This is a genomic window from Priestia sp. 53B2 (genome assembly GCF_056099005.1).
On sequence record NZ_JBLZXA010000009.1, the window covers coordinates 14513 to 27367 of the forward strand.

The 12855-nt window shown below is 38.1% G+C and carries 15 protein-coding genes; 10 read left to right on the plus strand and 5 right to left on the minus strand.

What is annotated here, in order from left to right; all coding sequences use genetic code 11:
• Positions 1 to 149 precede the first annotated feature (149 nt).
• Genes ACN6NE_RS09240 through mnhG form a run of 7 tightly spaced genes read left to right on the plus strand, consistent with a single transcriptional unit; the run spans position 150 to position 5903 of the window.
• Positions 150 to 2555: a Na+/H+ antiporter subunit A gene (locus tag ACN6NE_RS09240; protein WP_474325236.1), complete on the plus strand. Its 2406-nt coding sequence runs from the start codon at positions 150 to 152 to the stop codon at positions 2553 to 2555.
• Positions 2552 to 2974 (plus strand): Na(+)/H(+) antiporter subunit B, encoded by a 423-nt coding sequence (locus ACN6NE_RS09245; protein WP_129705235.1) that lies wholly within the window; start codon positions 2552 to 2554, stop codon positions 2972 to 2974. The genes ACN6NE_RS09240 and ACN6NE_RS09245 overlap by 4 nt, the downstream gene beginning before the upstream one ends.
• A complete protein-coding gene (locus ACN6NE_RS09250) occupies positions 2974 to 3315 on the plus strand; it encodes a Na(+)/H(+) antiporter subunit C (protein ID WP_013059592.1) in 342 nt (113 codons plus the stop codon). Before ACN6NE_RS09245 ends, ACN6NE_RS09250 begins: the two co-directional genes overlap by 1 nt.
• Positions 3305 to 4789 carry a Na+/H+ antiporter subunit D gene (locus ACN6NE_RS09255; protein ID WP_129705237.1) on the plus strand — a complete coding sequence of 495 codons (1485 nt, stop codon included), beginning with the start codon at positions 3305 to 3307 and terminating at the stop codon, positions 4787 to 4789. The genes ACN6NE_RS09250 and ACN6NE_RS09255 overlap by 11 nt, the downstream gene beginning before the upstream one ends.
• A 6-nt stretch (positions 4790 to 4795) precedes the next feature.
• Complete coding sequence (locus ACN6NE_RS09260; RefSeq protein WP_013059594.1) at positions 4796 to 5272, plus strand: Na+/H+ antiporter subunit E; 477 nt, start codon at positions 4796 to 4798, stop codon at positions 5270 to 5272.
• Positions 5273 to 5557 (plus strand): Na(+)/H(+) antiporter subunit F1, encoded by a 285-nt coding sequence (locus ACN6NE_RS09265; RefSeq protein WP_013059595.1) that lies wholly within the window; start codon positions 5273 to 5275, stop codon positions 5555 to 5557. It abuts the gene before it with no gap.
• Positions 5541 to 5903 (plus strand): monovalent cation/H(+) antiporter subunit G, encoded by a 363-nt coding sequence (mnhG, locus tag ACN6NE_RS09270; protein ID WP_129705239.1) that lies wholly within the window; start codon positions 5541 to 5543, stop codon positions 5901 to 5903. Before ACN6NE_RS09265 ends, mnhG begins: the two co-directional genes overlap by 17 nt.
• A 44-nt stretch (positions 5904 to 5947) precedes the next feature.
• On the opposite strand, the gene ACN6NE_RS09275 is transcribed toward mnhG, so the two are convergent.
• A complete protein-coding gene (locus tag ACN6NE_RS09275; RefSeq protein WP_129705240.1) occupies positions 5948 to 7111 on the minus strand; it encodes an iron-containing alcohol dehydrogenase in 1164 nt (387 codons plus the stop codon).
• Between the two features lie 220 nt (positions 7112 to 7331).
• Here ACN6NE_RS09275 and ACN6NE_RS09280 point away from each other — a divergent pair, with 220 nt between their 5' ends.
• Entirely contained in the window at positions 7332 to 7562 is a 231-nt protein-coding gene (locus ACN6NE_RS09280; RefSeq protein WP_013059598.1) for a DUF378 domain-containing protein, read from the plus strand.
• Between the two features lie 36 nt (positions 7563 to 7598).
• Here the strand turns inward: ACN6NE_RS09280 and yugI are convergent, their stop codons facing one another.
• From yugI to ACN6NE_RS09295, 3 genes are all read right to left on the minus strand, one after another.
• Positions 7599 to 8000 carry a S1 domain-containing post-transcriptional regulator GSP13 gene (yugI, locus tag ACN6NE_RS09285; protein ID WP_013059599.1) on the minus strand — a complete coding sequence of 134 codons (402 nt, stop codon included), beginning with the start codon at positions 7998 to 8000 and terminating at the stop codon, positions 7599 to 7601.
• A gap of 207 nt (positions 8001 to 8207) precedes the next feature.
• Positions 8208 to 9368, minus strand: a complete 1161-nt coding sequence (locus ACN6NE_RS09290; protein WP_013059600.1) for an aminotransferase — start codon at positions 9366 to 9368, stop codon at positions 8208 to 8210.
• Entirely contained in the window at positions 9368 to 9868 is a 501-nt protein-coding gene (locus tag ACN6NE_RS09295; RefSeq protein ID WP_013059601.1) for an Lrp/AsnC family transcriptional regulator, read from the minus strand. Before ACN6NE_RS09295 ends, ACN6NE_RS09290 begins: the two co-directional genes overlap by 1 nt.
• Positions 9869 to 10026: 158 nt before the next feature.
• On the opposite strand from ACN6NE_RS09295, the gene ACN6NE_RS09300 reads away from it, so the two are divergent.
• Together ACN6NE_RS09300 and ACN6NE_RS09305 are read left to right on the plus strand one after the other, a co-directional pair.
• Positions 10027 to 10875 (plus strand): alpha/beta fold hydrolase, encoded by an 849-nt coding sequence (locus ACN6NE_RS09300; RefSeq protein ID WP_474325239.1) that lies wholly within the window; start codon positions 10027 to 10029, stop codon positions 10873 to 10875.
• Positions 10876 to 11043: 168 nt separating this feature from the next.
• Positions 11044 to 12216: a MalY/PatB family protein gene (locus ACN6NE_RS09305; RefSeq protein WP_474325241.1), complete on the plus strand. Its 1173-nt coding sequence runs from the start codon at positions 11044 to 11046 to the stop codon at positions 12214 to 12216.
• A 35-nt stretch (positions 12217 to 12251) separates the two neighbouring features.
• Here the strand turns inward: ACN6NE_RS09305 and ACN6NE_RS09310 are convergent, their stop codons facing one another.
• Positions 12252 to 12776 (minus strand): superoxide dismutase family protein, encoded by a 525-nt coding sequence (locus ACN6NE_RS09310; RefSeq protein ID WP_013059604.1) that lies wholly within the window; start codon positions 12774 to 12776, stop codon positions 12252 to 12254.
• Positions 12777 to 12855 lie beyond the last annotated feature (79 nt).

The following is a 12855-nucleotide window of genomic DNA, read 5'->3' on the forward strand; positions in this document are numbered from 1 at the left end:
ATGTTTTTTTTATGGATTTTGTGACGAGTTTCTATTTATTTAATAAGGTTTGAAAAATCCGCTGATACTAAGAAATAGCATGGATGCATGCATAATTAAATTATTATATAATCGGTTACAGAATTGAATATCACAAGGAGGTTTGTCTTTTGTCGTGGTTGCACTTGGTGATTTTATCGCCTTTTTTATTAGCCTTTTTTGTCCCCCTTCTGTATAGGAAATTCCAGCGTATTCATACAGGGTGGTTCGTTTTACCTCTTCCATTTGTGTTGTTCATTTATTTCACACAATATATCAGTGGTGTTTCTAAGGGGGAAACATATCTACATTCAATGAAATGGATACCTAGTCTGGGCATTAACTTTGATGCCTATGTGGATGGACTTGGTCTTCTGTTTTCTCTATTAATCACCGGAATTGGGACACTTGTTATTCTTTACTCCATTTATTATCTTTCTAAGACAAAAGAAGCACTGCATTCGTTTTATGTCTATTTGCTTCTTTTTATGGGGTCGATGCTAGGAGTTGTATTATCAGACAACCTAATGAGCCTTTACAGCTTTTGGGAATTAACAAGCCTTTCATCTTTTTTATTGATTGGTTATTGGTACAAACGAGAGAAATCTCAATACGGAGCCTTAAAATCTATGCTCATTACCGTATTCGGAGGACTTTCCCTATTAGCAGGAATTGTGCTTTTATACGTTATGACAGGTACTTTCAGCATACGCGAAATTATCTCAAACGTAGATGTAGTCACATCAAGTCATCTATTCATTCCAGCTCTAGTCCTCATTTTATTAGGGGCCTTTACAAAATCTGCTCAGTTTCCTTTTCATATTTGGCTGCCAGATGCAATGGAAGCTCCAACCCCAGTGAGTGCATACCTTCATTCAGCCACAATGGTAAAAGCGGGAATTTATCTTTTAGCAAGACTCAGCCCTGTTTTTGCTATAAGCGCCACTTGGTTTTTTACTATTTCAATTATAGGACTAATTACACTGTTTTGGGGCTCGTTTTCAGCAGTAAAGCAACAAGACTTGAAAGGGATTTTAGCTTTTTCAACCATTAGTCAGCTCGGGATGATTATGTCACTTATAGGAGTAGGTAGCGCAGCTATTCACTATGATTTTTTAGACGATAATATCTACTTAGTAGCTCTTACTGCAGCGGTTTTCCATTTGATTAACCACGCTACCTTCAAAGGCAGCTTGTTTATGGTAGTAGGCATTGTCGATCATGAAACAGGCACGCGTGACATTAGAAAGTTAGGCGGGTTAATGAGCTTCATGCCTGTGACATTTACCATTGCTATCATCGGGGGATTTTCAATGGCGGGTCTTCCTCCTTTTAATGGATTCTTAAGTAAAGAGATGTTTTTTACAGGCATGGTAAACGTGACAAAAATGGATATGTATAGCATGCAGACGTGGGGAATTTTGCTGCCTATCATCGCTTGGTTAGGAAGTATTTTCACTTTCGTCTATAGTATGATTCTTGTCTTTAAAACCTTTACAGGCAAATACCAGCCCGAAAAACTAGAGAAGAATCCGCATGAAGCACCAGTAGGCATGCTTATTTCACCTGTTATTTTAGCATCACTGGTTGTTATTTTTGGCTTTGCTCCTAATTTATTAGAATCAACCCTTATTGAGCCAACAATGGCCTCTATCGCACCTAGCCTGCTAGCTGAAGGTAAAGAATATCAAGTGCATATTAAATTTTGGCATGGCTTTACGCCAGAATTATTTATGACGCTAGGGGTCATCATATTTGGTATTTTGTTATTTATGACGATTCAAAAGTGGTCAAAAATTTATACACAATTCCCTTCTTCTTTAACGCTTAATAACGGCTATAATTATGGAATTAAAGGGATAGAAAAAGGGTCAACACGTATCATGAAAACATTAATGACAGGATTTATTAGAGACTATCTTTTAATCATTTTTACTTTCATAGGCATTTTACTTCTCGTGACGCTCTTTTCTCAGAATGCCTTCGCGATTGATTTAAAAGATACTGCTTCTATAGGCGTTTATGAAGCCATATTAGCAGTCGTAATGGTTGCAGCTACTATCACAACTTTATTGGCAAAATCACGCCTCACAGCCATTATTTCGCTCGGAGTTGTCGGGTATACGCTCTCTTTATTTTTCGTATTATTCCAAGCTCCTGACTTAGCTTTGACTCAATTAGTGATTGAAACTGTATCGGTATCCCTGTTTTTACTATGTTTCTACTACTTGCCGGAGTTTCGGAAGCGAAAAGTAAGGGTGAAGTTTCAGCTGCCAAACTTACTGGTTGCTCTTCTTGTAGGAACGACTGTTACACTGCTTGGCATATCAGCAAACAGTACGAAACTATTTGAATCAATTTCACATTACTTTATTGAAAACAGCTATGAAAAAGCAGGCGGCGAAAACATGGTGAACGTAATCCTTGTGGACTTCCGCGGATTTGATACATTATTTGAAATTACCGTACTTTGTATAGCAGCTCTTGCTATCTATGGCATGATTCGTCTTCGGTTAACAAAGGAGGAAGAAGAGTGAAAAAAAATGATTTGATACTACAAACCACAACGAAAGTAGTCACGTTTATTATTATCATTTTTGCCATTCATCTTTTCTTTGCAGGTCATTATACACCGGGGGGAGGGTTTGTTGGGGGACTTACTACCTCAGCAGCCCTTGTATTACTACTGCTGGCTTTCGATATAAAAACCGTATCGAAAGTCATCCCATTTGATTATAAGAAGGTCGCGGCTTCCGGACTGCTGCTAGCTATTTTCACGGGGCTTGGGTCATTTATTTTCAAAGTTCCATTTCTAACTCACACATATAGCTACTTTAACCTTCCCCTTCTCGGGAAAACATCTTTAGCTACCGTTGTACTGTTTGATTTAGGTGTATATCTAGTAGTTGTTGGTGTTACGATGACCATTATTCAAACGATTGGAGAGAGTGAATAGTGGAAATATTAATGTCCATAGTGGCAGGGATTCTATTCACTGCCGCTGTATATCTCATGTTATCCCGCAGTTTACTGCGAATTATTATTGGAACAGGCTTATTAAGCCACGGTGTTCACCTGTTAATTTTAACGATGGGCGGATTAAAAGGAGGGAGTGTTCCCCTTCTGGGAGAAAAGGCTTCTTCTTATACAGATCCTTTACCTCAAGCCTTAATTTTAACTGCCATTGTCATAAGCTTTGGCGTCACTTCTTTTTTCCTTGTACTAGCTTACAGGGCTTATCAAGAACTCGGAACAGACGATATGGACAAGTTAAGGGGAAATGAACATGACGAGTAATTTTGTAATCATCCCACTGCTTATCCCGTTTGTTGTAGGTGTTGTGCTCATTTTTTTCAAAGACAATATTAAACTTCAAAGGATATTCAGTGTTTTATCATTAATCACCACCACTGCTTTTGCTGCCTATTTAGTACAACTGGTTCAATCAAAAGGTGTTTTAACTCACGAGCTTGGGAACTGGAAGCCTCCTTTTGGAATTATTCTAGTAGCGGACATGTTCGCGTCCCTTCTCGTACTTACTGCTAGTGTGGTAACACTATGTTGCGTTCTTTTTGCTTTTCATACAATTGGGGAAAAGCGTGAACGTTTTTACTTTTATTCATTTGTGCAATTTTTATTAGTAGGCGTATTCGGCGCCTTCTTAACAGGTGATATCTTTAACTTATTTGTCTTTTTTGAAGTCATGCTTATGTCTTCGTACGCTCTTATTGTAATTGGCGGTACAAAAGCACAGCTTCGAGAGTCACTTAAGTATATTTTAGTCAATGTCATTTCATCCGCTTTGTTTGTCATTGCCGTTGCTTATTTATATGCCGTAACAGGAACTCTCAACATGGCGGACCTTTCACAGCGAATTGCTGAGGCGAACCAGCCGGGAATTTTAACAACCATTGGCATGCTTTTATTTATCGTCTTTGCCTTAAAAGCAGCTTTATTTCCAATGTATTTCTGGCTTCCAGGTTCATATAGTGCGCCTCCACCCGTGATTATCGGGTTGTTTGGTGCTTTGCTCACAAAAGTAGGCGTTTATTCGATTTTCAGGACTTTCACTTTACTGTTTTACCATCATCCTGAATTTACTCATCAAATTATCGGCTACGTTGCGCTTTTGACTATCGTTGTTGGTGCAGTAGGCGCCATTGCTTATTCGGATATAAATAAAATCTTAATTTATAACATTATTATTGCTGTCGGAGTCATAGTCTACGGGGTGACCTTGACAACAAACGCAGGTTTTGAAGGAGCTATTTATTATTTAATTCACGACATGATTATTAAAGCAGCTCTATTCCTTCTTGCTGGAAGCATCATTCGAATAACTGGAACAACAAAATTAAAGAAAATGGGTGGGTTAATTAAAGACTATCCGCTGCTTGGCTGGATGTTTTTTATCGCTACTATTTCGTTGGCAGGAATTCCTCCCCTAAGCGGCTTTATTGGAAAATTCCTTTTAGTTCAGGGCGGCTTAGAATCAGAGAGCTACACGTTTGTAGGAGTTTTACTAGTTTCAAGCCTGCTTGTTTTATATTCTGCCATTAAGATTTTCATGAGCTGCTTCTGGGGTGAACCTAAGCTTTCTTCTGAGCATGAAAAAATATCCCTTAAAGGCATTCTATACCCATCCGCTATCTTACTTGCTGTTTCTGTCTTTTTGGGACTAGGAGCAGAAGCTGTTATTCCTTATGTATCAACAGCCGCTCAAACGCTTATGGATCCTTCAATTTATATCCAATCGGTGTTAAAGGAGTAGATCTGCATGTCATTTCAACTATTATTAAACGTAATCATTGCATTCACATGGATGTTTTTGAGAGGGATTTGGACACTCCCTTCCTTTATTATAGGTTTTTTCTGGGGAGCGGTACTGCTGTTTGTTTTCCGCCGTTTTTTTCATAGGCGTTTTTACTTGCATAAAGTGTATGCGATCATTAAACTGCTGTTTATTTTCATACGAGAATTATTCAAAGCCAATATTGCAGTGACTAAGGACGTATTGCGCCCTAAATTAAATATTCAGCCAGCCATCTTTGCAATGCCAACCCGTCTGGAGAGTGAATGGGAAATTACCATTCTTTCTCTTTTAATTACGCTAACGCCAGGCACACTGGTGATGGATGTGTCAGATGATAATTCTACTATCTATATTCATGCAATCAATACAGACGATATTGATGACATTATTACAGATATTCAGCAAACATTTGAAAAAGCCATTATGGAGGTGAGTCGTTAAATGCTCGATATTTTTTTAAACGTTTCGCTCATTCTCATTTCTGCTTCAACTATTGGATTTGTTTATCGAGTGGTAAAAGGTCCGTCAACTGCTGATCGAGCAATGGCCCTTGATGCTATTGGAATTAACATCATTGCCATCACGGCCATCATCTCGATTATTTTTCGAACTCAGGCTTTTTTCGAAGTCATTTTACTGCTAGGCATCATAGCCTTTGTAGGTACTGTTGCTTTTTCTAAGTTTTTAGAGAAAGGAGAAGTGATTGAATATGAACGTGATCAGTGAAATCATTGTAGGAGCTTTGGTACTAATAGGGTCTCTTCTGACAGTTGTGACCATGATTGGGCTTATTCGCTTGCCTGATACGTATACAAGAAGTCACGCTGCCTCCAAAAGTGCTACCTTAGGCGTCCTGTTTATATTAGTGGGCTGTTTACTCTACTTTTGGATTGACACCGGCCATATTAGTGCACGGTTAATTTTAGCGATTGTCTTTGTGTTTATCACCTCTCCTATTGCTGGGCATTTACTAGGAAGAGCGGCTTATTACAGCGGAGTTCCTCTTTCTGATAAAACCGTTCGGGATGATTTGAAAACCAAACAGCGGAAAAAGCTTATCCATCATGAATAGAAAAAAACGCCGTGCGGTTTGCACGGCGTTTTTTATCGAGAATTTTATAAAGAAGCGCGTAGGATTGCTAGTACATCTTCTTTGTTTAATTTTTTAAATTTACCAAATTCACCTTTAGCCATTGCACGATCAGCCATAAGATCTAATTTGTCTTCACCAATATCATAATCAGCTAAGCGAGTTGGTGCACCTAGGCTTGACCAGAATTCACGAAGCTTATCAACACCTTCAAGCGCTACTTCTTTATCCGTCTTGCCTTCCGTATCTACGTTAAATACGCGTACAGCTACTTGCTTGAAGCGATCTACGTTCTCATCCATTACGTGTTTCATCCAGTTCGGGAATAAAATTGCCAATCCACCTGCATGTGGAATGTCATATACAGCTGATACCGCATGCTCAATATTGTGAGTAGCCCAATCGCCTTGGTGTCCCATTTGTAACATACCGTTTAATGCGATTGTCCCATTGTATAAAATCGTTTCACGTAACTCGTAGTTCTCTAAGTCGTTTAATAATTTTGGTCCCGTTTCAATAACCGTTTGCAGTACTCCTTCACACATGCGATCTTGAAGCGACGTATTTGTTGCAGCATGGAAATATTGTTCAAATACATGGCTCATCATGTCGACCATGCCATAAACTGTTTGATTTTTTGGTACAGTAAATGTATTAACGGGATCTAAAATAGAGAATTGAGGGAATGTTGCCGGACTGCCCCAGCCGTATTTTTCTTGTGTTTCCCAATTTGTAATAACAGAACCAGCATTCATTTCTGAACCTGTTGCTGCTAATGTCAGCACTGTTCCAAATGGAAGAGCTTCAGCTGCGAATACGTCGCGGTTAATGATGTCCCATACGTCGCCATCATATTTTGCGCCTGCTGCGATTGCTTTTGTACAATCGATTACGCTTCCTCCACCAACTGCAAGTAAAAATTCAATACCGTTTTCTTTACAAATATCGATTCCTTTGCGAACAGTTGTCAGACGAGGGTTCGGTTCTACTCCCGCTAACTCATGTACTTCTGCATTCATGTCATTCAGTACATCCATTACTTGATCGTATAAACCGCTGCGTTTTACGCTTCCTCCGCCGTATACTAATAATATCTTTTTACCAAAGCGACTTGCTTCTGTTTTTAATTGCTCTAATTGACCTTTACCAAAAATTAATTTTGTAGGATTATAAAATGTAAAATTGTTCACTATAAACTCCTCCTTACGAGCTTGATTACATGCATCATTATGAAGAACAACTTTTTGATTGTAAAGAAAATTGACTTCCTAAAGATTATTCCCTGTTGGCTAGATGCTCACCCCATCCAAATGAACGTTTATTTGTCTGTATCTTCCAAAAGCAAATATGCATATTTCCCTCTAAAAAAAGCAGGCTAATAAGTGAACTACAAAACAAGGAGGGTTCATCATGAGTGGTATTCAACGTATTGCGCTCGTATTAACGATTATTGGAGCAATTAACTGGGGACTTATTGGCTTTTTTCAATTTGATTTAGTAGCAGCAATCTTCGGCGGTCAAACATCTGCTTTCTCCCGCATTATCTATGGATTGGTTGGAATTGCAGGACTGATTAACCTAGGTCTATTATTTAAACCTTCTGCTGAAGTAGAGCGTACAGAACCTAGAACGGAACATTAAAAAAAGAAGGATAGCTAAGCTATCCTTCTTTTTTTCTTATTTCTTAATTAGATCTTCGCGGTTTGATTGCTCAATCCACTCTTCTAATTTTTCTTTTAATGTGTTGAATCCTTGAGTAGATTCAGTATGAACTGTTGCTTGACCTTGACGCTTTTTAGCAGGTTTTTTAGGTGCAGAAGCTTCAGTTTTTTCTGGAGCTGGCTCAGTTGCACGAATAGATAAACCAATTTTACCAGTTGACTCATCAACAGATAAAACTTTAACGTTTACTTCGTCTCCTACTGATAAATGTTCGTTAATATCTTTAACGAAGCCATGTTTTACTTCTGAGATATGAACTAATCCTTGAGTTTCTTCATTTAATGCAACGAATGCACCGTATGGTTGAATTCCTGTTACTTTACCTTTTGTAACAGTACCGATTTCAAATTTTGACATATAAACACTCCTAGATACCTTATTATTTTCACCATTATAGCCAATTTAAAATTATAGCACAGTTCATAGATTGAATCAAAAAGTAGTTATACTATATTTATTATTTACCAATTTCGTCACAAATATAAACTAACACTACATTTCATCATAGCAAAAAAGATATTATATCAAACCGTCTATACGATATGACATAATATCTTATTTTTATTATAACTTATTTTCAACAAAACGGCTAATCCGTTTTATGGATTCTTCTAATGATTCCATTGAAGAGGCGTATGAACAGCGAATATGTCCCTCTCCGCCTTTTCCAAATACATTGCCTGGCACCACAGCTACTCGCTCTTCAAGCAAAAGCTGCTCAGCGAATTCTTCCGATGACAATCCAGTTTTCTTGATAGACGGGAACACATAAAACGCTCCTCCGGGAGAATGGCATTCCAAACCAATTTGATTTAATGACTTCACCATGTAGTTCCGTCTTCTGCGATAGCTTTTTCTCATCTCTTCTACGTCATGCTGCCCATTTTGTAGTGCTTCAATTGCTCCATATTGTGCCATGGTAGGCGCACACATCATTGTATATTGATGAATTTTCAGCATTGCTTTAGCAATCTCAGTTGGTGCACATATGTACCCAAGACGCCATCCAGTCATGGCAAACCCTTTAGAAAAGCCAGAAATAATAATAGTTCGTTCTTTCATTCCTTCTAAAGAAGCAATAGATGTAAATTCTTCATCATATGTTAATTCTGCATATATTTCATCCGTGATAACAAGCAAGTCATGCTTTATGACAATATCCGCAATAGCCTGCAGCTCTTCTTTAGATAGTGAGCTTCCTGTTGGATTATTAGGAGAGCATAAAAGAAGAGCTTTCGTGTTGCTTGTAATGACTTCTTCAATCTGTCTAGGCTGTAGTTTAAACTCTGTTTCTGCCGTTGTTTCAATTGCCACAGGAACTCCTCCTGCTAGCGAAATTAACGGACTGTAAGACACAAAATTTGGCTCCACGACAATAATTTCATCTTCAGGGTTAATCAAAGCTCGCATTGTAATGTCTAAAGCCTGACTTCCTCCAACGGTCACAATAATATCATCTTTATAATCATACGAGACGTTAAAATTTCTTTTCATATACTTCATAATTTCAAAGCGGAGCTCTAAAAGCCCCGCATTTGCTGTATAAGAGGTATATCCTCTTTCCAACGATAAAATACTCGCTTCTCGAACAGCCCAAGATGTGACAAAATCAGGTTCACCTACTCCAAGAGAGATGACGTTATCCATACTTGCTGCTAAATCAAAAAAGCGGCGAATACCTGAAGGTTTCAGCTGTTGTACAGTTGTTGACAAGCGCTCTTTCATTACGGAGACACCACGATTCTGCGATCTTCATCGCCTTGGTCGTAGATGGTACCATCGTGCTTGTATTTTTTCATGATAAAGTGAGTCGTTGTAGATAAAACAGAGTCTAGCGTAGAAAGCTTTTCAGAAACAAAAAATGCTACTTCAGACATTGATTTTTCTTCAATAATAACAGACAAATCATATGCTCCTGACATTAGGTACACGGATTTCACTTCTTGAAAACGATAGATGCGCTCCGCAATCTCGTCAAAGCCTACTCCTCGCTTTGGTGCAACTTTTACATCTATCATAGCTGTGACGCCCTCATGTCCATCTACTCGTCTCCAGTTAATATCAGCTGAATATTGCACAATTACTTTTTCTCTCTCTAGCTTTTTAACAATATTAGAGGTTTCTTCAAACGTTAAATCCACCATTTTTGAAATACTATCTATCGAAATACGGCTATTTTTTTCTAGAATTTCTAAAATTTCTAACTCTTTTTCTTCTAAGAACACCGCGTTCCCCTCCTACAGCGATTAAATTTTTTCACTTTTTCCATTATATCAAATTTAAACACATCTTTAATGTGAAATCTATACCGGTAATTGAGTTTCATTTTATAGATTGCTGGAAATTAGGACAGACTAGAAAGAAAAAGATGGAGTGAACCAAATTGACTGAATCTAAAATTACTTGCCACCAGCGTACTTTTAATGGAGTCAATGTTTACTACGAATGCCATAACTATCACCCTGATAAACCAGCCATTGTATTTATTCACGGCTTTTTATCATCGAGTTTTAGCTTTCGACGTTTAATTCCTTTATTTGAAGATACGTTTTCTATCATTACGCTGGACCTTCCGCCATTTGGGCGAAGTGAAAAATCGTTAACCTTTCAATACTCGTATAAAAATTTAGCCAGAATTGTCATCGAGTTGATTGAATATTTAAAATTGAAAGATGTTATACTATCGGGACACTCAATGGGAGGACAAGTTTGTTTAAACGTAGCAAAGTTAAAGCCTTCTTGCGTATCGAAACTAGTTCTTCTGTGCAGCTCAGCTTACTTAGGCCCCTCACATTATGGGTTGGTCATGTCTTCTTATGTTCCCTTCTTTTATCTGTGGGTAAAAACGTGGCTGTCTCGCAAAGGTGTATTAGGTAACTTGCAAAATGTCGTATTTGACCATAAGTTAATCGACGAAGAAATGATTGATGGCTATACTGAACCATTTTTGGATGACCGTACGTTTATGGCTTTAACAAGAATGATTCGTGATCGAGAAGGAGACCTATCCTCAAAGGATTTGCAGCACATAAAAAAACCAAGTTTACTCATTTGGGGAGAAGAAGACCGGGTTGTTCCTTTGCATCTCGGACGTAAGTTAAAAGATGATTTAACAGACTCTACCTTTATCTCTTTAAAGGAAATTGGACACCTTTTACCAGAAGAGTGTCCCGACATTGTGCAATCTCATATGGTCGATTTCTTGTACGGTGAAAAAGCCCTGTCTCAATAATGACTGGGCGAGTTCGTATATTTCACACGAGGCGCTAACTTTAATAAAAAATTTATTAGTGGTGCTTCAGCAATTTTTTTACTTTCTTTATTGACTTCACAAGTTAACTTCGTTGACAAACGTATTAAAAATAAGCAAACTATTATATTAAAAAAGGGGGTACTTTTATTGTCTACTTATTCTTTTGATCAATTAATTAACCGTACAGGTACACAGTCCGTAAAGTGGGACAAAACTGATCTTGTTTTTGGAGCAAAAGATGTTCTGCCTTTTTGGGTAGCTGATATGGATTTCCAAGTGCCACCTAATGTTCTTCGAACCATTAATGAGCGTGTCAAACACGGTATTTTCGGCTACACTTCCCCTACGGAATCTACGGCAAATGCTTTATCATCTTGGGTAGAAAAAAAGCATCAGTGGATTATTGATCATGAATGGATTACATACAGTCCAGGAGTTGTATTTGCCCTGAGTATGGCTATTCAAGCATTTACGGAACCCGGAGATTCAATTTTAATTCAGCCTCCAGTCTATACTCCATTTTTTAACATGATAAAGGTAAATGATCGAGAAGTTGTTGAAAATCCGTTAAAACTTGCAGGCGATAAATACGAAATTGATTTTGCAGATTTAGAGCAAAAATTTGCAGAAGGCGTAAAATTAATGATTCTTTGCAGCCCTCATAATCCAGTAGGACGCGTGTGGACAAAAGAAGAACTGAAGAAGCTTGCCGGTCTTTGTGAAAAATACAATGTATTAATTGTTTCAGATGAAATCCATTCCGATCTAATTTACCAGCCTTATAAACACATTCCCATTAGCATGGTGAGTGAAGATGCAGCCAATCGAACCATTACGTGTATGGCCCCTAGCAAAACATTTAATATACCGGGTCTTCAAGCTTCAGCTATTATTATTCCAAACAAGAAACTGCGCACACAGTATGTTCAACAACAGCAAAAACAAGGGTTTTCTAATTTAAACACATTCGGAATAATTGGGTTAGAGGCGGCTTACAGTGAAGGTGAGGAGTGGCTAGAAGCACTGCTTGTATATCTGAAGAAAAATGTAGATCTCGTGACGCGTTTTATAAGTGAGAACTTGCCTGAACTGCGATTGGTTCAGCCCGAAGGAACTTATTTACTATGGATTGACTGCAACAAGCTGCATTTATCAGAAGAAGAATTACATGAACGCTTATTAGAAAAAGGGAAAATTGCCGTAGAAAAAGGCGAAAAATACAGTTCCACATATGGAAAAGGTTTTATCCGCTTGAACATTGGCTGTTCACATGAACAGCTTCAAGAAGGATTAAATCGCTTAAAAGTAGCTTTAACGTAAAAAACAGCGTTCTTTCTCAGGAAAGAACGCTGTTTTTAATGTTTTTTTGAAATAACTCCGCAGGCGATTCGCTTGCCAGAATTACCTGAAGGCTCTGTCATTCCGTCATCACCTTGTTCGGTAATAACAAGGGATGAACCATCCATACGCTTAACGAGAGATGTCTTTCCTTCTTTTAACGTGACTTGAGGAACCATATCTGTTCCTGTATACGTCTGATCGTCTTCTACCACAATATTTTTCATATCGCCTAAATGCGGTCCTTTTGGATTTAACAGTCCGTGTTTCTTTTTATCAGGATCAAGGTGATTGCCCGCACTTTTAAAGTTAGGAGCTTTGCAAATTCCCATTTCATGAATATGTACGCCGTGTTCGCCAGGTGGAAGTCCGCTTAAATTGTACGTAAACTCAATTCCATCAGCCTGCTCTTTCAACTTGACTGTACCGATGCTATCTCCATCTGCGTTATAGACTTTGACTTCTTTATTGGATATTTCTTTTTCCATACACCCCGTTAACAAGAAAAAAGGCACGGTTCCAATGAGTAGTAGTTTTTTCATGTTGCCCTCCAATCGCATATGCACTAGCGAAAGTTTTAGATGTCTTTCCATAGATTGTCCAGCAACATATCATTTTAAA

Coding starts and splice junctions, on each gene's coding strand:
- ACN6NE_RS09255 (WP_129705237.1), top strand. CDS start 3,305: ATGACGAGTAATTTTGTAATCATCCCACTGCTTATCCCGTTTGTTGTA.
- ACN6NE_RS09260 (WP_013059594.1), top strand. CDS start 4,796: ATGTCATTTCAACTATTATTAAACGTAATCATTGCATTCACATGGATG.
- ACN6NE_RS09265 (WP_013059595.1), top strand. CDS start 5,273: ATGCTCGATATTTTTTTAAACGTTTCGCTCATTCTCATTTCTGCTTCA.
- mnhG (WP_129705239.1), top strand. CDS start 5,541: ATGAACGTGATCAGTGAAATCATTGTAGGAGCTTTGGTACTAATAGGG.
- ACN6NE_RS09280 (WP_013059598.1), top strand. CDS start 7,332: ATGAGTGGTATTCAACGTATTGCGCTCGTATTAACGATTATTGGAGCA.
- yugI (WP_013059599.1), bottom strand. CDS start 8,000: ATGTCAAAATTTGAAATCGGTACTGTTACAAAAGGTAAAGTAACAGGA.
- ACN6NE_RS09290 (WP_013059600.1), bottom strand. CDS start 9,368: ATGAAAGAGCGCTTGTCAACAACTGTACAACAGCTGAAACCTTCAGGT.
- ACN6NE_RS09310 (WP_013059604.1), bottom strand. CDS start 12,776: ATGAAAAAACTACTACTCATTGGAACCGTGCCTTTTTTCTTGTTAACG.